Here is an 18,379-nt window from a genome sequence, read left to right as displayed (position 1 = left end):
TCAAATCCGGGCCGAAGTTCCTCGCCGGTGAGCCGTCAGCGCACCCGGAAACACGGCCAACTCAGAAAATATTGTGCAGCGCAGCAACTTTTTGCTAGTGTAGACGTTTGGTTAAGCATCACCGCCATCCCGGCTGCTGATTGGCGGAGACTTTTCATGAGATCTATGTCAGACACTCTCGCACGCCTTGCTGCGCTGCGTGGAACGCTTCGCCCCCAACCCACGCAGGACAATTCCGATCTTGTCGCCTTGGAGGCGTTTGGCGCAAACCCGGGTGCTTTGGGAGGCCATACCTATCTGCCGACGAAGCGCGGGAAAAACATGGCGCTGGTCGTCGTCCTGCACGGCTGCATCCAGACTGCCGCCGGCTATGATATCGGGTCGGGGTGGTCGCGATTGGCCGAGGACTATGGCTTCGCGCTACTGTTTCCCGAGCAGCGACGGGCAAACAATCCAAACCTCTGCTTCAACTGGTTTAACCCGGAGGACACAAGACGCGATCACGGCGAGGTCTCTTCCATTCGCCAGATGATCGCAAAACTCGTTGCCGAACACGGTATCGACAGCCGGCGCGTGTTCGTGACGGGGCTTTCGGCCGGTGGCGCCATGGCCGCCGCCATGCTTGCCACCTATCCGGAGGTTTTTGCCGGCGGCGCGATCATTGCGGGCCTGCCCTATGCAAGCGCCGCGACCATTCCCGAGGCATTCGACCGAATGCGCGGCCACGGCGGTCCGACGGCAGAAGAACTTGAATTGCGGTTGAGAAGCGCTTCAGGGCACAAAGGTCCCTGGCCGACATTATCACTCTGGCAGGGAACCGCCGACAGAACCGTCGTGCCAGCCAATGCGAATGCGATCGTGGAGCAATGGAGAAATATCCACAGCGTCGACGCATCGCCGTCACGCGTCGAGGATATCGGGCGACATCAGCGAAGGGTGTGGACCGATGCTCATGGGGTCGAGGTGATTGAGCTTTATACGATTGCCGGGATGGATCACGGCACTCCGCTCGATGTCGGCACCGGCTACGGGGCAAGCGGCCCCTTCATGCTTGACGTCGGAATTTCCTCGACGGTGGAAATTGCCAGATCCTGGGGTCTGGTTCCCTCGTTTGAAAAGCGACTCGTCGCCAAATCCTCTGCTGCGCAACCGGAAAACGCCACGGCTCCATTCGCCGCGGAGAGCGACCGTGGCGGCATTCAGAAGGTCATTGAAGACGCCCTTCGATCCGCCGGCCTGCTGCGGTAAAGCGACAGACCGAGAGCAGCCCTGGCTGCTATGCCGTCATGCCAGGATGACCGTCGGAAGCCGGCGAGATTGCGCTATCAGTTTTGGGACTTGGGCAGTGGCCCGTTTTGATGGCTGAGGACGAGTTCGATCTGGACATCCTGCTGAAACTGCAGCACCCGCTGACCAACGTCGCTCTCCGGCATCCCGGCTGCCAGAAGCTGATCGGCGAGCCTGCGGCATTCGGCCCTCCAGAATTCTATTGCCTCTGCGCCGTGTCGGCGGCCGAGTTCACGGGCGCAGCGCTCGATATTGGCGGTTCCGGTTGCAGAGGGAAAAGCAATAACCCTGCCTTCACTACGGGCGGCGGGGCGGCAGGTCATTTCAGTAGCCATTGAACACAGGTTCCTTTGATCCTATTCGTTGTCTACGGGACTATGGTTAATGCTTTCTATCGTTCGTATCGGTTCCTTTTGACGAAGCAGAATTTGCAGCCCACGGCCGTCAGTCAGCCTCGCCTTCGACCTTGACGCCGGCACGCCGATGCGCCGACAGTCCGTGTCACGATCGACACTCCAGGCACAGAGACCACTGATGACGATGACCGTTCCCCGCAATTTCCTGAAAAGCCTGTTCGACGCGGCGGTTCGCGCCGCCGATCCGATAACCGGCATCAAGGCAAACCTGCCGGATCGGCCGAAGGGAAAGACCGTGGTAATCGGCGCCGGCAAGGGTGCTGCGCAGATGGCGCGGGCGCTTGAAAGCGTCTGGGATAGACCGCTCGAGGGTCTGGTGGTCACCCGCTACGGTTACGGCTGCGAGACAATCGATATCGACATCATCGAGGCTGCCCATCCGGTGCCCGATGCGGCAGGCCTTGCCGCGGCAAGGCGGCTGATGGAGACGGTGAACGGACTGACGGAAGACGATCTGGTGATCGCGCTGATCTGCGGCGGCGGCTCGGCCCTGCTGCCCGCCCCGCCGGAGGGGCTGGCCCTCGAAGACGAGATTGCCCTCAACGAAATGCTGCTTGCCTCAGGCGCGCCGATCTCGGCGATGAATGTCGTGCGCAAACATCTCTCGACCATCAAAGGCGGGAGACTTGCGGCAGCAACCAAAGCAAGGGTCGTCAGCCTGATCGTCTCCGACATTCCCGGCGACAACCCGGCGCATGTCGCCTCCGGGCCGACCGTGCCTGACGGTTCGACGCGGCACGATGCGCTGGAGATCATCAGGCAATATGGATTGCAGCTGCCGCAGGCGGCGCTCGACCATCTGAACTTGCCGAAGGCCGATGCACCGCGGCCGGACGATCCGGTCTTCCTACGGCACGAGCATCATATCATCGCCTCTGCCGGCGTGTCGCTGGAGGCCGCTGCGGCCCTGGCGAAGTCGCAGGGGATCGAGCCCGCCATCCTTTCGGATGCGATCGAGGGAGAATCGCGCGACGTGGCGCGGGTGCATGCGGCCATCGCCCGCGAGGTGCTGGGCCGGAACAGGCCGTTTTCGAAGCCGGTCGTCATCCTTTCCGGCGGCGAGACGACGGTGACGCTCCGAGCCAAGGGCGGCAAAGGCGGACGCAACGGCGAATTCGCGCTCGCCATGGCGCTTGATATCGACGGACAGGAGGGTATCCATGTCCTTGCCGCCGACACGGACGGGATCGATGGCTCGGAGGATAATGCCGGCGCCTTTGCCGATGGTGGCACCGTCAAGCGCCTTCGTGCCGCCGGGCTCGATCCGCGCCGGCTGCTCGACGGCAATGACAGCTATTCCGGCTTTGCGGCCACCAGCGACCTCTTCGAAACCGGCCCGACCGGAACCAACGTCAATGATTTCAGGGCTATCCTGATCCGCTGAAAGCCGGCCAATGGCAGCGATGGTGGATCAGGTTTTGATCCGCCCCTGCCCGACCAGCCATCCCACCGCCTCCTGCACCGCCTGCTGGGACGTGTACCTGGGGGTGTAACCGAGCAGGCGCCGGGCTTTGGCGATCGAGCAATTCGGGCTTCGGGCAATATGCTCCCACGTCGCCTTCGCATCTTCGGCCGTCTGGCTTTTGGCCCAGGCATTGAATGGGGCGAAGGTGAGCTTCGGCTCCTGCCCGAACCACCGCGACATGGCTTCGGCATAACCGCGAAGCGTCAGCGCCTGCTCCGAAACCGCGTGGAAACTTTCCCCGATCGACGCATTCCTGTTGGCGATCGCACCCATGAACATCGCCGCCACGTCATCGGCATGGACGTGATGGACAGTCTCCAGGCCGAAATGGGGCAGCGCCAGGGTCTCTCCCCGAGCAAGGGTTGAAAAGACCTGCAGGTTGAAATTACCGGCAGGATTGAGCGGCGCCCATCCGGGACCGACAATATGGCCGGGATGGATGATGGTTGCCGGAAAGCCGTGAAGCCTTGCCTGCTGCAGCAGATAGGTTTCGATCGCCGCCTTCTGGATGCCATAGTCACCGAAAGGAGACTTCGGCGCCTCTTCCAGTGTCGGCACGGCACTGGCGTGGCCGTGTGTCCAGATCGTGCCGGTATGCAGGAAATGACCGACATGCCCCGATAGTGCCGTCACCAGATGCTCCGCGCTCTCCAGCGTGAAGCAGATCATGTCGATGACGGTGTCGGCTTTCAACTCACGCACGGCCGTGCCGAATTCACCGGTCCGTTCCATCGCTGCCCGATCCATCCGACGCTGATCGACGGCAGCCCAGGCGCGGTTTTCCGTGTAGGGCTTGGCGGCGCCGCGGCTGATCGTGACGACGTCGTGCCCCGCCTCAACCAGACGAGGAACGAGATAGGTTCCGACATGGCCCGTTGCCCCGATGACCAAAACCCGCATTGTCGTTCCTCCCTTTGCATGATCCGCGCCGACTATGCTGCGCCGTGCCGCGATCCCGCAAGCGGAGTTTTCGCCAAGATGGGAAAGCGGCCCCGCTATCGATTCTTGAAAACAAGGCAGGTGCCGCCGTGACTGCGGATCTGGTTGCAGAGGTTGTTGGCTTCCGGGCGCGTCTGCCGGCCGATGCGGGCAGCATAACGCGGGCGAAAGCCGAAGCTGCGATCACGCTGTCGCAGGATCAGCGGTTGCTCCGCATTGAGCGGCGCAGGCAGATCCTGCACCGAATCGAGAAACATACGCCGGGCCACCGCGACATCCGCGTTCGCGGCAAGCTGGACGCCCCAGGGCGCCCAATCGCCCTCCGGACGCCAAGGCGTGTCCTTCAATATCCGGCGTTCGGCAAGCGCCACGCAACCCTCGAGAAAGGGCCTGTCCTTGTCGAGCGGGGCGGCCGCATCTTCCGGCGGATTGTCCTTCCACTCCTCCACCGTATGAGCGGTGATCGCCATGACGTAGCCGCGCGTCTCGTAAGGTAATCTTCCTGACGCGAGGTAAGAAGAAAGGCCGTTTTCGCCGGCATTGTAGGCAGCGGCGGCAAGGCCGAGATTGCCGAAACGATTGCGCAATTCATCGAGATACTGCGCCGATTTCCGCAGGGCTTCCAGCACCTGGTAGCTGTCCTCAAGGCCGCGCAGTTTCGCCGTTCCGGGCATGAACTGCGCAATCCCCTGCGCTCCCTTAAAGCTCACGGCATCGGGGCGAAAGGTGCTTTCGCGCCAGATGAGACGGGCGAAATAATCCGGCGGCAATTGATTGGCGCTGGCGAAATGCTCGATCGCGACGCAAAGGTCGCGATTGAAATTGTCCTTACGGATGCAGAGTGTCTCGCCCGATCCCGACGCCGAAGGCCCGGAGTAGAGACAGGCCGGCTCGGCAGCGCTTTCTTCCGGCTGGGCTTTTCCACTGGCTGCGGCGGAAAACAGAAGGCAGAGCGAAAGCATGGCCTTCGCCGTTCTCCTCCCAATGCCGGACTGACGCTTTCGCCCTATCATCGGATCTCAGCAGGTTCGACTTCCATCGCGACGGTGATCCTAGATAGCATCGATCAAGGCGCGAAGCTTGCCATTTCCGCAATGCCCGCACGAAAAAGCCGCCGCGCCAGATGGCCGCGGCGGCTTCAGGAAAGCTTTGAATACAGCGGTCAGGCCGTCGGTTGCTTGGTCTTCCGGAGATACGGCAGAACCGTATCGAAGGAGCCAAAACGCGTGATTGCGTCTTCGTTGGAAACCGCTGCGGTGATGATGACGTCCTCGCCCTGGTTCCAGTTCGCCGGTGTCGCCACCTGGTGCTTGGCCGTCAGCTGGATGGAATCGATGGCGCGCAGGATCTCGTTGAAATTCCGCCCCGTCGTCATCGGATAGGTGAGGATCAGCTTGATCTTCTTATCGGGACCGATGATGAAGACCGAACGCACCGTTGCGTTGTCGGCGGGCGTGCGGCCTTCCGAGCTCTCGCCGGCGCCGGCCGGCAGCATGTCGTAGAGCTTGGCGACCTTGAGGTCCTTATCGCCGATCAGCGGATAATCGACGTCGAAGCCGGTGGCGGTCCTGATGTCGTTCTTCCACTTGGCATGGCTTTCCACAGGATCGACGGAGATGCCGATGATCTTGACACCACGCTTGGAAAAGTCCCCGGCCAGGCCGGCCATGGCGCCGAGCTCGGTCGTGCAGACAGGCGTGAAATTCTTCGGATGCGAGAACAGGACGGCCCAGCCACTGCCGATCCAATCATGGAAGCTGACCGGTCCCTGTGTGGTGTCGGCGGTAAAATCGGGAGCAATATCGTTGATGCGTAAGCTCATGGTCGGCCCTCCAAAGCCTTGTGTTAAATCTTGATCATCTCAAATCGAGGCCATGGGATCCGTCCGCCGGAAGCGGTCACGAGATTGCGGTCAACAGGATCGCACCGGCCGAAGATAAAAACTTCCCATTCCAGGATTTTAAGTACGTCATATACCACGATCACCGAAGGCATGCTCTTTCGATTTCAGGCCTACGGCGGCATTATTTTTCCGATGCATCCGAGCGATGACAGGGCCGATATTTCAATCGGCCTTATCTGAAACATCAGGGGTCCGCCCTGCCCTCATTCAAGCCGCCTGCACGGTTTTGATCCTGTCGATGCCGCCGACAATAGGCGCGAAATCGGCCCAGACGCCCTGCGCGCCCTTCTGCCATTCATCGAAGGCTTCCGGCTTCAAGAGCTTGCCGCCATGGCCAAGCGCCGTCTCGACGGACTTCACCTCGTCGTCGACGATCAGCTGGTTGAAATAGGTGGCGCCTTCGCTGGAAGCCTGCTGGAACACCGCCTTCTGCTCGTCATTGAGGCCAGCCCAGAAGGTCGAGGAATAATAGATGACGCCGGATGCCCAGATGTGGCCAGTCTCGGTCATATCAGGCACGACCTCATAAAGCTTGAAGCCGGAATAGGCCGATTTGGTCAGGTCCATCGCGTCGGCGACGCCGGTTGCGAGCGCATTGTAGGTCTCGGTGATCGGAATGCCGATCGGTGTCGTGCCGAACGCGCTCCAGAGCTTGGTGTGCAGCGGGCTCTGGATGACGCGGATGCGCTTGCCCTTGAGTTGCTCGGGCCGCGTCACCGGTTCCTTGGTCAGGAGATGGCGGGCGCCATAATTGATGAAATCGCCGACGACGAAATTCTGCGCCTGCAGCCTCTGCTTGAGATCGGCACCGACATCGCCGCTGACGGTCCTGCGCACATGGTCGGCATCGCGGAAGAGGAAGGGCAGATCGAGGATCTGCAATTCCGGCGCCCAGCCGGAGAGCGACGAGACCGTCGAGAGGCTGGCCTGGATCGAGCCGAGGCGCACGCCCTCGGCCACTTCCTTCTCGCCGCCGAGCGCGCCGTTCCTGACGATATTGAACTTGAACTGGCCGGGAAGCTTGGCTTCGACCAGTTCGCCGATCTTCACCCAGATCTTCGTTTCCGGCTTGTCGTCGTTAAGCAGCGAGGCAATCGTGATCGTCGTCGTGCGGGCGGCGGCCGTGCGGACGAAAGCGGGCGCCGCGAGCGCCGTTCCGGCGAGCGCTGCGGTCTTCAGGAAATGGCGTCGGTTGAGATTGTCCATGGGGTTGTCCTGTTCGTTAGACGATGATGGCCCAGGCGCAAAGGATTGCGAGCGAGACCAGAAGGGCGAGCAGATAAGGAACGACGGCCCGGAAGAGCTCTGAGGCGGGAATGCGGGTGACGCCGCTGACGACGAAGATCAGCATGCCGAGCGGCGGCGTCAGTCCGTGGATCATCAGGTTGACCACGATGATCACGCCGAACTGGATGGGATCGATGCCGGCGGCAACCGCTGCCGGCAGCAGGATCGGGCCGAAGAGCAGGATCGCGGCACCGATGTCGAGAACGAGACCGACGACCAGCAAAATGACGTTCGACAAAAGAATGACGGCAAGCGCGCTGCCGCCGAGCGCCGTCGTCAGATGCGAGATCAGCGAGGACACGTCATCGACCGCCAACAGGAAGGCGAAGGGGCCGGCCGTGCCGATCAGGAGACCGATCGCCGCTGCCTCGACCGCCGCCTGACGAAAGGCAACATAGAGCGAGAGGAAACCGAGGCGCGCACCGATGCCGAGCAGCAGCGTGTAAAAGGCGGCGAGTGCTGCTGCCTCCGTGGTCGTGACGATGCCGATACGGATGCCGACGACGACTATGACGCCGAGGCCGAAGGCGGGGATCGCCTGGACCGCCGATTGCCAGCGCTGTCTCGCGGTCGCGCGCGGCAACGGCACCTGTTCGGTGACCGTCAGGTGAATGGCAACCGCCAGGCATATGGCCATCAGGCAGCCGGCAAAAAAGCCGCCGACGAGCAGTGCGCCGACGGAAAGATTGGTCGCCGAGGCAAGGATGAGAAATGCGATCGACGGCGGGATGATGTTGTCGAGAACCGATGTCGAGGCGATGATCGCCGCCGCCTGCGCCGGTCGATAGCCGTGCTTGACCAGTTCGGGCTGGAAGGTCGACGCGCCGAAAGCGGCATTTGCGACCGAGGAGCCGGAAGCGCCGGAAAAGAGAACACTGGTCAAAAGCGTCGTCTGCGCCAGTCCGGCCCGGCGATGACCAACCATGGCGGCAGCAAAGCGGACGAGCTGATTGGCGACGCCCGAAGCCGTCAGCAGGCCGCCGACTAGCAGGAAGAAGGGAATGGCGAGCAGCAGGAATTTCGATATGCCGGTGACGGTCGAGGAAACGATCGCCGCTTCCGGCAGGCTGCTGCCGAAGGCGATGGCGACATAGGCCGCGGCGAGAAAGGCGTGCGGCAGCGGCGCGGCGAGCACGAGACCGATCGCCGCGATCAACCCGAGGAAAATGCTTGGCGGCCAGTCGAGATCAATTGAGATATGCGGGATGCCGGCATAGAGCGCGACGCCCAGCGCAAGCGAAAGCGTTACCGGCAGGACCTTGCCGTCGGCGATACGCTGCAGAAGCAATACGACGAGGATCAGCGCGCCGCCGGCGCCGAGGAAGCCGAAGCGGATCCATTCCGGCAGACCGAGCGTCGGCGAGATACCGCCGAGCATCGTCATGATCTGGTTGCCGCCGAAACTCAGGATCAAGGCGGAAAGCACGGTGAAGATATCGGCGCCGATCCGCGTGACCTTCTGCAGGCTTTCCGGCAGCATCCTGACGAAAACGTCGAGGCGCATGGCAAGCGCGCTGTTGAGGCTGAGCGGCGCGCCGAGTGCGATCAGTGCCACATGCAGCCAGACTCCGAGGTCCTCGGCACCGATGAAGCCGGTGCCGAGGAAATAACGCAGGCAGACCGTGACGAGCACCATGAACAGCAACACGGCGAGAACGGATGCCGCGGCAATGCCGAGGATCGCTTCAACAGCCCGCAGCGCCCGCGCCGCAAGCCCATCGTCCCCGACCCGTTCGATCGGACGAACTTCACTGGTGGCCAATAAACCTACCTTCTGCCCAGAGGATCTGGCACTCCTGATCCTCAAAAAGATCGCGGTCGAGAGCGTCACGCCTTTTCGCCGAAACGGAGCGCTTCCTCAAGCGGCAACGGGCCAGAAAAATCGGGCTATCGACATCGGTCTGTTGAATGGAGAAGCCCAAAAGTGCAGCATTTGATTGTTTTTTAGGCATTTGCGTTGATGCACGTTTTTCAGGCGACACCTTGCCAAAATTGCTGCAGTGCGTCATCAATGAATAATGACGCATCTCGATCTGACAATTCTGGTGATCGACGAAAATGCCATACGCGCCTCCATCATCGAAGAAGGGCTGCGCGAGGCAGGGCATGCGCGCGTCACCGTGGTGCATGAGGTCAACGGCATCGCGCGAATCATCGAAACACTGACGCCCGACGTAATCATCATCGATATCGAAAATCCCAACCGCGACATGATGGAGCATCTGTTCCAGCTGACGCGCACGGTCAGCCGGCCAATCGCCATGTTCGTCGATCGCTCCGACACGGCCTCGATCGAAGCTGCGGTCGATGCCGGCGTCTCGGCCTATATCGTCGACGGATTGAAGAAGGAACGTGTCAAGCCGATCCTCGACATGGCCGTCAGCCGCTTCAATGCCTTCAGCCGGCTGCGGCGCGAGCTTGCCGATGCCCGCTCAGCGCTGGAGGAACGCAAGCTCATCGAGCGCGCCAAGGGCATATTGATGAAAATGCGCGGACTGTCCGAAGAAGAGGCGTTCGCCCTGTTGCGCCAGACAGCGATGAACGAAAAGAAGAAGATGTCGGAAATCGCCCAGAGCGTCGTCACCGCCGCAGGGCTGTTGATGTAATGGCCGACGTTCGTGAATTTCCGGAGGAACCGGAGTGGATATGATGACGAAGGCGACGAATTTTAGCGGCGGGCTGCCCTCGCCCGTGCGCGTGAACAACGAAGGGCCGAAAGTGCTGCGGGCCGGCTTCATTCCGCTCGTCGACGCATCGGTGCTGATTGCGGCGGCAGAATTCGGCTTTGCGCAAAAGGAAGGCCTGACGCTCGATCTCGTCAAGGACGTCTCCTGGGCGACTGTCCGCGACCGCCTGGCATTCCGCCAGTTCGATATCGCCCACATGCTGTCGCCGATGCCAGTCGCCTCCATGCTGGGTCTCGGCTCCAATCCCTCGCCGACAATCACGCCGTTTTCTCTGGGACGCGGCGGCAACGCGATCACGCTGTCGGCGCGACTTTTCGACAGGATGCGAAATGACGCGGGATTGCCGGAAACGGCAAATGCGCTCGACAATGCGCAAGCTTTGGCGAAGACACTGGCGGCGATGAAGATGCGCGGCGAGCCGCTACCGACCTTCGGGGTCACTTATCCCTTTTCCTCCCATAATTACGAATTCCGCTACTGGCTGGCGGCTGGCGGCATCGATCCCGACAGGGACGTCAAGCTCGTCGTCGTGCCGCCGCCACTGACTTCGGACGCGCTTGCAGCCGGCGCGATCGACGGTTTCTGCGTCGGCGCGCCGTGGAATATGGTCGCCTCGGAGCGCGGCCTCGGCAGCATCGTTGCCGCCAAACAGGATATCTGGCCATCGGCTCCGGAAAAGGTGATCGGCATGCGGCCGGACTGGGCGGAAAGCCATCCGGAAACCGTTTCCCGGCTGATCGTGGCGCTCGACGCCGCAGCCCGCTGGTGCGACCGGCCGGACAATCACGACACGCTGGCGGCAGCACTTGCCGATTCCCGCTATATCGCCGCCCCCGTCGAGATCATTCGCCGTGTTCTCGCCGGCGAATTCAGCCTCGATGCAAAGGGCAACCGCCGCGTCATTGCCGACTATTTCATGTTCCATTCCGGCTTCGCCAACTATCCCCGGCCAAGCCATGCTCTATGGATCTACAGCCAAATGATCCGCTGGGGACAGGCCGAGGCCAGCCTCAACAGCGCAAGGGCCGCCGCATCCGCCTATCGCCCCGATCTTTATCGCAGAGCCCTCGGCGACGACAACGCACCCGATGACGCCGATATCCGCATCGAAGGCAATGACGAAGGCGACCGCTTCATGGACGACCACGTCTTCGATCCGACGCGATTGCCGGACTATGTTGCGGGCTTCGCCGTTCGGAGCACCCTGCCCTTCGCTTCCCACAGCGATGAGACCTGATCGACAGGCCGGCCTGCACAAAACGCCAGCAATGATCTCCGTCCGCCCCACCGCAACGCACAAAAAATTTGCACGATTTTTAGTAGCCCCAAAAACGAGCAGACGACAGACTTTTAAAAATACTGTTTTTATTCAGTGCCTTGATATGAAAACACCAATCTGGCACACAGCTTGCAGGGTTATTAGCGCGCAGATCAACGACGATCAGCACAATGAGCGCGCATTAGGCGCTCGCGCAAAACAGAGACATTGCTCTTCAGATTGAAGACGTAGGTCCTACTGACATGAATTCGGCGTCCAACGACGGGCGCCACCAGCAAAGCCGCTGATCAGGATACTTCGCGCACCTCGTGTATGCGCGGCCTGGCCAGCGGCTTTTTTGTTTTAACCCCCAACAATGGATCGGCACGACCTCGTCGGGCCACGGAGAAGCCATGTCCGTCATCGAGAAAGCAGAGCCTATGTCCGCCGGCGAACCAGCCAAAGCATTGTGGATCTCCACAGCCGCCTTCACCCTCTGTTTCGCCGTCTGGACGATCTTTGCGATCATCGGCATCCGCATCAAGCAGGATCTCGGCCTGAACGAGGCGGAGTTCGGATTACTGGTCGGCACCCCGGTCCTCACCGGCTCGCTGGTGCGCATCGTCCTCGGCATCTGGACAGGGCGTTACGGCGGCCGTCTCGTTTACACGATCACCATGCTGGCCGCCGCATTGGCGACATTCCTGCTCTCCTACGCCCAGACCTATTCGCAGATGCTGATTGCCGGTCTCGGAGTCGGGCTTGCCGGCGGCTCCTTCGCGGTCGGTGTCGCCTATGTCTCGCCCTTCTTCCCGGCGGAAAAGCAGGGAACGGCGCTCGGCATCTTCGGCGCCGGCAATGTCGGCGCGGCCGTGACCAAATTCGCCGCCCCCTTCGTCCTGCTGGCATGGGGCTGGCAGGCGGTTGCGGAGATCTGGGCCGTCTGTCTGGCGCTGATGGCAATCGTCTTCTGGTTCACCACCACCGATGACCCGGCCTTCCGTCTTCGCCGCGAGCGCGGCGTCGCCTCCAAGAGCCTGGCTCAGGAATTCGCGCCGCTGCAGAACGTTCAGGTCTGGCGTTTCTCGCTCTACTATTTCTTCGCCTTCGGAGGCTTCGTTGCCCTGTCGCTGTGGCTGCCGCGCTATCTGGTCGGCGTCTACGGCTTCAACCTGGAAACGGCCGGGATGGTTGCGGCCTGCTACTCGATCCCGGGCAGCATCTTCCGCGCCTTCGGCGGCGTGTTGTCGGACAAAAAGGGCGCACGCAGCGTCATGTATACGATGCTGGCCGTATCGGCCGTGGCCACCCTCATTCTGTCCCTGCCGGCCGCTACGATTACGCCTGCCATTTTCATCGTCGTCATCTTCGTGCTCGGCTTCTTCATGAGCCTCGGCAAGGCCGCCGTCTACAAGCACATTCCCGCCTACTATCCCGAAAGCGTCGGCGCCGTCGGTGGCATCGTCGGGATGATGGGCGGCCTTGGCGGCTTCATCTTGCCGATCGCCTTCGGCCTGCTCAAGGACATGACCGGCCTATGGTCCAGCTGTTTCCTGCTGCTCTTTGCAATCGTCGTCGCTTCTCTCATCTGGATGCACCTGTCCGTAAAGCAACTGTCGCGCCAAGGGCACTCCGCGCCCGTGGCTGCAACCTGATCTAAGGACTTGGAAATATGACCGAAAAACTTGTCATCATCGGCAATGGCATGGCGCCCGGGCGCATGTTGGAGCACCTCTTCGAACAGGCGCCCGGACGCTATGAAGTTACGATCTTCAATGCCGAGCCGCGCGTCAATTACGACCGCATCATGCTGTCGCCGGTTCTCTCCGGGGAGAAGGACTACGAGCAGATCATCATTCACGGTGACGGCTGGTACATCAAGCACGGCATCATGCTCTACAAGGGCCACAAGATCGTCAACATCGATCGCGTCGCCAAGACCGTCACCTCCGACCACGGCGTCACCGAAAGCTATGACAAGCTGGTGATCGCAACCGGTTCGGTGCCCTTCATCATCCCGGTCCCCGGCAAGGATCTGCCGGGCGTCATCACCTATCGCGATCTGGACGACGTGCAGGCGATGCTGCTTGCCGCTCAGTCGCGCGAAAAGGCTGTTGTCATCGGCGGCGGTCTGCTTGGCCTCGAAGCGGCGGCCGGTCTTGCCCAGCGAGGCATGGACGTCACCGTGCTGCACGTCATGCCGACGCTGATGGAGCGCCAGCTCGACCCCGCCGCCGGCTATCTGCTGCAGAAGGCGGTCGAAGAACGTGGCATCAAGGTCATCTGCAAGGCCAATACCAAGGCGATCGTCGGCAACGGCAGGGTCGAGGGTATCGAGCTTGACGACGGCCGCATCATCCCGGCAACGCTGGTGGTAATGGCCGTCGGCATTCGTCCGAGTGTGGGCCTGGCGAAGGACGCCGGCCTTGCGGTCAATCGCGGCATCGTCGTCGATGCCGGCATGCAGACCTCGGATGGCAATATTCTTGCGCTTGGCGAATGTGCCGAGGTGGGCGGCATGGTCTACGGCCTTGTTGCGCCGCTCTATGAAATGGCTCGGATTGCCGCAGCACATCTCTCGGGCGATCGCTCGCCGGCTTTCGTGCATGCGGATACACCGACCAAGCTCAAGGTCACCGGCATCGAACTCTATTCCCTTGGCGACTTCGCCGACGGCGACGACCGCCAGGAAATTGTGCTGCGCGATGCCAGCGCCGGCGTCTACAAGCGCCTGGTGCTGAAGGACAACAAGATCATCGGCACCGTGCTTTACGGCGAGACCGCTGACGGCGCCTGGTTCAACGACCTGAAGAAAAAAGCGACTGATATTTCGGAGATGCGCGAGACGCTGATCTTCGGACAGGCCTATCAGGGAGGGTCGCCGCTGGACCCTATGGCGGCCGTTGCAGCCTTGCCGGATGACGCGGAGATCTGTGGCTGCAACGGCGTATGTAAGGGAAAGATCACCTCGACGATTTCAGGCAAAGGGCTGACGTCGCTCGACGACGTGCGGGCCCACACGAAGGCATCCGCCTCGTGCGGCTCCTGTACTGGCCTCGTCGAACAACTCATGGCGCTGACGCTCGGCGACAGCTACAACCCGGCTGCCGTGCAGCCGATGTGCACCTGCACCGAACTCGGCCATGACGACGTCCGCCGCCTGATCAAGGCGAAAGGGCTGAAGAGCATCCCCGCCGTCATGCAGGAATTGGAATGGAAGACCTCCTGCGGCTGCGCCAAATGTCGGCCGGCACTCAACTATTACCTGGTCAGCGACTGGCCGGACCAATATGCCGACGACTACCAGTCGCGTTTCATCAATGAGCGCGTCCATGCCAACATCCAGAAGGACGGCACCTACTCCGTCGTTCCGCGGATGTGGGGTGGCGTCACCAATTCGAACGAGCTGCGCGCCATCGCCGATGTCGTCGACAAATTCGAGATCCCCATGGTGAAGGTGACGGGCGGCCAGCGGATCGACCTGCTCGGTATCGAGAAGGAAGACCTGCCCGCCGTCTGGGCCGACCTCGGCAAGGCCGGTTTCGTTTCCGGCCAGGCCTATGCCAAGGGTCTGCGCACAGTGAAGACCTGCGTCGGCTCCGACTGGTGTCGCTTCGGCACCCAGGATTCCACCGGTCTCGGCATCCGCATCGAGAAATTCATGTGGGGCTCCTGGACGCCGGCCAAGCTGAAATTGGCCGTGTCCGGCTGCCCGCGCAACTGCGCCGAGGCAACCTGCAAGGATATCGGCGTGATCTGCGTCGATTCCGGTTTCGAGATCCATTTCGCCGGTGCCGCCGGTCTCGACATCAAGGGTACGGAGGTCCTTGGGCTCGTGCGGACCGAGGACGAGGCGCTGGAGCATATCGTGGCACTGACGCAAATGTACCGCGAGCAGGCCCGTTATCTCGAGCGCATTTACAAGTGGGCCAAGCGTGTTGGCCTCGAAGAAATCCGCCGGCAGATCATGGGCGATGCCGAAAAGCGCAAAGCCTATTACGAGCGCTTCGTCTTCAGCCAAAAATTTGCCCAGGTCGACCCGTGGTCGGAGCGTGTTTCCGGCAAGGACAAGCATGAGTTCAAGCCGATGGCGACGATCGGCTATCCGCAGGCTGCAGAGTAAGGAGATGGACATGAACTGGATCGCAATAGGCGACATCTCCGACATCCCGCTACGTGGGGCGCGTTGCGTAAAGACACCGCAGGGCAAAATCGCCGTCTTCCGCACCGCCGAAAACGAGGTCTTCGCCATCGAGGATCATTGCCCACACAAGGGCGGGCCGCTGTCTCAGGGCATCGTTCACGGCAAAGCCGTCACCTGCCCGCTGCACAACTGGGTGATCTCGCTGGAAACCGGCAAGGCTCTCGGTGCCGACCAGGGCGAGGTCCGGACGATACAGGTGCTGAACGAAGACGGCAGGCTGTTCATTGCCCTGGAAAGCCTGATGATGGCGGCGGAATAGATGGTAGCCGAGGTCAAGACCACCTGTCCCTATTGCGGCGTCGGCTGCGGCGTTCTCGCCACCGTCGACGAGGCAGGCTCAGTCAGCGTCAAGGGCGATCCCGAGCACCCGTCGAATTTCGGCCGGCTGTGCTCGAAGGGGTCGGCACTTGCCGAAACCATCGATCTCGATGGCCGGCTTCTCTACCCCGAAATCGCAGGCGAGCGCAGCGGTTGGGACGAGGCGCTGGATCTGGTCGCCCGGCGTTTTTCCGAAACGATCGCCGAACACGGGCCTGACTCCGTTGCCTTCTATGTCTCGGGCCAGTTGCTGACCGAGGACTATTACGTCGCCAACAAGCTGATGAAGGGTTTCATCGGCTCCGGCAATATCGATACCAATTCAAGGCTCTGCATGTCCTCCTCGGTGGCGGGGCATCGCCGCGCCTTCGGCGCCGACACGGTGCCCGGAACCTACGAGGATATCGAACTCGCCGATCTGGTGGTGCTCACCGGCTCCAACCTCGCCTGGTGTCATCCCGTCATCTACCAGCGGCTTGCCGCCGCAAAGGTGGCGCGGCCAAACATGCGCATCGTCGTCATCGATCCGCGCCGGACGATGACATGCGATATCGCCGACCTGCATCTGGCAATCCGCCCGGACGGCGACGTCGCGCTGTTCATGGGACTGCTTGCCCATCTCGCGACAAGCCCGGCAATCGACCAAAATTATATCGCTTCCCACACGGAAGATTTCGCCGACGCCTTTGCGGCTGCCGCGGCGCTTGATATCAACGATCTCCTGGAGCGGACCGGCCTGCCGGCCATGCAGATCCGGGAATTCTTCCGCCTGTTCGAGACCACGCCGAAAGTCGTGACCTGCTATAGCCAGGGCGTCAACCAATCCTCCTCCGGCACCGACAAGGTCAATGCGATTATCAACTGCCATCTGGCGACCGGCCGCATCGGCCGCCCAGGCATGGGACCGTTCTCGCTGACCGGCCAGCCGAACGCGATGGGCGGGCGCGAGGTCGGCGGTCTCGCCAATATGCTTGCCGCCCATATGGCGATCGAAAATCCGCAAGACCGGGACCGCGTGCAGCGCTTCTGGAATTCACCGGTCATCGCCGCAAAACCGGGCCTGAAGGCGGTCGACATGTTCCGCGCCGTGGCCGACGGGCGCATCAAGGCGCTCTGGATCATGGCCACCAATCCCGTCGTCTCGATGCCGGATGCCGACAGCGTCGAAAGCGCGATCGCCGCCTGTCCCTTCGTGGTCGTCTCCGACATCCTCAAAGAGACGGATACGACCCGGCACGCAGATGTGCTTCTACCCTCGCTCGGCTGGGGCGAAAAGGACGGCACCGTTACCAATTCCGAACGGCGCATTTCCAGACAACGGCCGTTTCTCGGCATATCAGGCGATGCCAAGGCCGACTGGTGGCAGCTTGCAGAGGTCGGACGCCGCATGGGATTTGCCGCCGCCTTCGACTTTAATGCACCGGCCGCAATCTTTGCCGAACATGCCGCCCTCTCCGCCTTCGAAAATAACGGCAGCCGCGATTTCGACATCGGCGCTCGTGCCGGCATAAGCGACGGCGCCTACGATGAACTATCGCCCTTTCAATGGCCGCAGGCGCCAGGGACCGCACCCGGCATCACCCGCTTCTTCGCCGAGGGCGGGTTTTTCCATGCCGACGGCAAGGCGCGCTTCATCGCGATGAAACCGCCGGCAACCGATCGCACCAATGCCGATTTCCCCTTCACGCTGAACACCGGGCGCGTCCGCGACCACTGGCACACGATGACGCGCACAGGAAAGAGCGCGCGGCTTTCCGCCCACATCGCCGAACCCTTTGCCGAGATCCATCCGCGCGACGCCATCGAGACCGGTATATCAAGCGCCGGCCTCGTCGAGATCGACAGCCCCCATGGCAAAGCGATCGTCCGGGCGCTGGTGACCGATCGCCAGGCACGCGGCGGCATCTTTGCGCCGATGCACTGGAACGACCAGTTCGCCGCGAAAGCGCGGATCGACGCCGTGGTCGCGCCGATAACCGATCCGTTTTCCGGCCAGCCGGCGTCGAAGAACGTTGCCGTTGCCGTTCGGCCCTTCCCCGCCACCCATTATGGCTTCGCCGTCTCGGCGACAAAACCGGCGACACCTGAGGCAGCCTATTGGGCGCTGGCGAAAGCCGACGGCGGCTGGCGGCTGGAACTTGCCTTCAGAAACACTGTCGACGACTGGACGGCCTGGTGCCGCGCGGTTTTCGCCATTCCCGATGAAATCGAGCCGCTGGGTTATGCCGATCGGCAATCCGGCGACCTCAGGCTGGCCTTCTTCGATGGCGAGACCCTGCTCGCCGCGCTGTTCCTCGCCCGCGAACCGGTCGCCGTCGCCCGCAACTGGGCGATCTCGCAGCTTTCCGCCTCGCATAGCGACCTCAGGAAACGCTTTGCACTCGTCGCAGGCCGTCCCGGCGCCGGCAGGCCGGATCCGGGCGCCACCGTCTGCTCCTGCTTCAGCGTCGGGGTCAACCAGATCGCTGCCGCCGTGCACGGCGGATGCCACAGCGTCGAGACTGTCGGCAAGGAAACGAGTGCTGGTACCAATTGCGGATCCTGCCGCAGCGAAATCGGCAGCATCATCGATCGCTGTCTTGCCGCTGCCGCGGAGTGAACGGCAGGAAACGTGA

General features: G+C 61.9%; 15 protein-coding genes. 8 read left to right on the top strand and 7 right to left on the bottom strand.

Annotation, left to right across the window (positions count from 1 at the left end; genetic code table 11):
* Positions 1-156: 156 nt before the first annotated feature.
* Positions 157-1,248 carry a PHB depolymerase family esterase gene (locus J3O30_RS09690; protein WP_207583946.1) on the top strand — a complete coding sequence of 364 codons (1,092 nt, stop codon included), beginning with the start codon at positions 157-159 and terminating at the stop codon, positions 1,246-1,248.
* A gap of 77 nt (positions 1,249-1,325) precedes the next feature.
* On the opposite strand, the gene J3O30_RS09685 is transcribed toward J3O30_RS09690, so the two are convergent.
* Positions 1,326-1,622 carry a DUF6074 family protein gene (locus J3O30_RS09685; protein ID WP_207583945.1) on the bottom strand — a complete coding sequence of 99 codons (297 nt, stop codon included), beginning with the start codon at positions 1,620-1,622 and terminating at the stop codon, positions 1,326-1,328.
* A 199-nt stretch (positions 1,623-1,821) separates the two neighbouring features.
* Between J3O30_RS09685 and J3O30_RS09680 the strand changes: the two genes are divergently transcribed.
* A complete protein-coding gene (locus tag J3O30_RS09680; protein ID WP_207583944.1) occupies positions 1,822-3,087 on the top strand; it encodes a glycerate kinase in 1,266 nt (421 codons plus the stop codon).
* A gap of 27 nt (positions 3,088-3,114) precedes the next feature.
* On the opposite strand, the gene J3O30_RS09675 is transcribed toward J3O30_RS09680, so the two are convergent.
* The 6 genes from J3O30_RS09675 to J3O30_RS09650 all read right to left on the bottom strand — a co-directional run bounded on the left by J3O30_RS09675 (position 3,115) and on the right by J3O30_RS09650 (position 9,324).
* Positions 3,115-4,068 (bottom strand): NAD-dependent epimerase/dehydratase family protein, encoded by a 954-nt coding sequence (locus J3O30_RS09675; RefSeq protein WP_207583943.1) that lies wholly within the window; start codon positions 4,066-4,068, stop codon positions 3,115-3,117.
* A gap of 95 nt (positions 4,069-4,163) precedes the next feature.
* Complete coding sequence (locus J3O30_RS09670; protein ID WP_207583942.1) at positions 4,164-5,120, bottom strand: lytic transglycosylase domain-containing protein; 957 nt, start codon at positions 5,118-5,120, stop codon at positions 4,164-4,166.
* A gap of 149 nt (positions 5,121-5,269) precedes the next feature.
* Positions 5,270-5,929, bottom strand: a complete 660-nt coding sequence (locus J3O30_RS09665; protein ID WP_207583941.1) for a peroxiredoxin — start codon at positions 5,927-5,929, stop codon at positions 5,270-5,272.
* A gap of 288 nt (positions 5,930-6,217) precedes the next feature.
* Positions 6,218-7,216 carry a TRAP transporter substrate-binding protein gene (locus J3O30_RS09660; RefSeq protein ID WP_207583940.1) on the bottom strand — a complete coding sequence of 333 codons (999 nt, stop codon included), beginning with the start codon at positions 7,214-7,216 and terminating at the stop codon, positions 6,218-6,220.
* Positions 7,217-7,232: 16 nt separating this feature from the next.
* Positions 7,233-9,059 carry a TRAP transporter large permease subunit gene (locus tag J3O30_RS09655; protein WP_207583939.1) on the bottom strand — a complete coding sequence of 609 codons (1,827 nt, stop codon included), beginning with the start codon at positions 9,057-9,059 and terminating at the stop codon, positions 7,233-7,235.
* Positions 9,046-9,324, bottom strand: coding sequence for a hypothetical protein (locus tag J3O30_RS09650; RefSeq protein WP_207583938.1), 279 nt, complete (start codon positions 9,322-9,324; stop codon positions 9,046-9,048). Before J3O30_RS09650 ends, J3O30_RS09655 begins: the two co-directional genes overlap by 14 nt.
* On the opposite strand from J3O30_RS09650, the gene J3O30_RS09645 reads away from it, so the two are divergent.
* From J3O30_RS09645 to J3O30_RS09620, 6 genes are all read left to right on the top strand, one after another.
* Positions 9,316-9,903 (top strand): ANTAR domain-containing response regulator, encoded by a 588-nt coding sequence (locus J3O30_RS09645; RefSeq protein WP_207583937.1) that lies wholly within the window; start codon positions 9,316-9,318, stop codon positions 9,901-9,903. The two genes, J3O30_RS09650 and J3O30_RS09645, sit on opposite strands and share 9 nt — an antisense overlap.
* Before the next feature lie 34 nt (positions 9,904-9,937).
* Positions 9,938-11,221, top strand: coding sequence for a CmpA/NrtA family ABC transporter substrate-binding protein (locus J3O30_RS09640; RefSeq protein ID WP_207583936.1), 1,284 nt, complete (start codon positions 9,938-9,940; stop codon positions 11,219-11,221).
* 434 nt (positions 11,222-11,655) lie between these two features.
* Positions 11,656-12,897, top strand: a complete 1,242-nt coding sequence (locus J3O30_RS09635; protein ID WP_207583935.1) for a nitrate/nitrite transporter — start codon at positions 11,656-11,658, stop codon at positions 12,895-12,897.
* A gap of 17 nt (positions 12,898-12,914) precedes the next feature.
* Positions 12,915-15,365 (top strand): nitrite reductase large subunit NirB, encoded by a 2,451-nt coding sequence (gene nirB, locus J3O30_RS09630; protein ID WP_207583934.1) that lies wholly within the window; start codon positions 12,915-12,917, stop codon positions 15,363-15,365.
* A gap of 4 nt (positions 15,366-15,369) precedes the next feature.
* Positions 15,370-15,705 (top strand): nitrite reductase small subunit NirD, encoded by a 336-nt coding sequence (gene nirD, locus J3O30_RS09625; protein ID WP_207583933.1) that lies wholly within the window; start codon positions 15,370-15,372, stop codon positions 15,703-15,705.
* Positions 15,706-18,363 (top strand): nitrate reductase, encoded by a 2,658-nt coding sequence (locus tag J3O30_RS09620; protein WP_207583932.1) that lies wholly within the window; start codon positions 15,706-15,708, stop codon positions 18,361-18,363.
* Positions 18,364-18,379 lie beyond the last annotated feature (16 nt).

Origin of the sequence: Rhizobium sp. NZLR1 (assembly GCF_017357385.1) — a bacterium.
GTDB lineage: Bacteria > Pseudomonadota > Alphaproteobacteria > Rhizobiales > Rhizobiaceae > Rhizobium.
This window is presented reverse-complemented; position numbering and strand designations above follow the sequence as displayed.

Bases quoted from the DNA above. Each gene is read 5' to 3' on its own strand.
- J3O30_RS09670 (WP_207583942.1), bottom strand. From the start codon at position 5,120: ATGATAGGGCGAAAGCGTCAGTCCGGCATTGGGAGGAGAACGGCGAAG.
- J3O30_RS09620 (WP_207583932.1), top strand. From the start codon at position 15,706: ATGGTAGCCGAGGTCAAGACCACCTGTCCCTATTGCGGCGTCGGCTGC.
- J3O30_RS09645 (WP_207583937.1), top strand. From the start codon at position 9,316: ATGACGCATCTCGATCTGACAATTCTGGTGATCGACGAAAATGCCATA.
- J3O30_RS09660 (WP_207583940.1), bottom strand. From the start codon at position 7,216: ATGGACAATCTCAACCGACGCCATTTCCTGAAGACCGCAGCGCTCGCC.
- J3O30_RS09635 (WP_207583935.1), top strand. From the start codon at position 11,656: ATGTCCGTCATCGAGAAAGCAGAGCCTATGTCCGCCGGCGAACCAGCC.
- J3O30_RS09675 (WP_207583943.1), bottom strand. From the start codon at position 4,068: ATGCGGGTTTTGGTCATCGGGGCAACGGGCCATGTCGGAACCTATCTC.
- J3O30_RS09685 (WP_207583945.1), bottom strand. From the start codon at position 1,622: ATGGCTACTGAAATGACCTGCCGCCCCGCCGCCCGTAGTGAAGGCAGG.
- J3O30_RS09690 (WP_207583946.1), top strand. From the start codon at position 157: ATGAGATCTATGTCAGACACTCTCGCACGCCTTGCTGCGCTGCGTGGA.
- nirD (WP_207583933.1), top strand. From the start codon at position 15,370: ATGGACATGAACTGGATCGCAATAGGCGACATCTCCGACATCCCGCTA.
- nirB (WP_207583934.1), top strand. From the start codon at position 12,915: ATGACCGAAAAACTTGTCATCATCGGCAATGGCATGGCGCCCGGGCGC.
- J3O30_RS09680 (WP_207583944.1), top strand. From the start codon at position 1,822: ATGACGATGACCGTTCCCCGCAATTTCCTGAAAAGCCTGTTCGACGCG.
- J3O30_RS09665 (WP_207583941.1), bottom strand. From the start codon at position 5,929: ATGAGCTTACGCATCAACGATATTGCTCCCGATTTTACCGCCGACACC.
- J3O30_RS09650 (WP_207583938.1), bottom strand. From the start codon at position 9,324: ATGCGTCATTATTCATTGATGACGCACTGCAGCAATTTTGGCAAGGTG.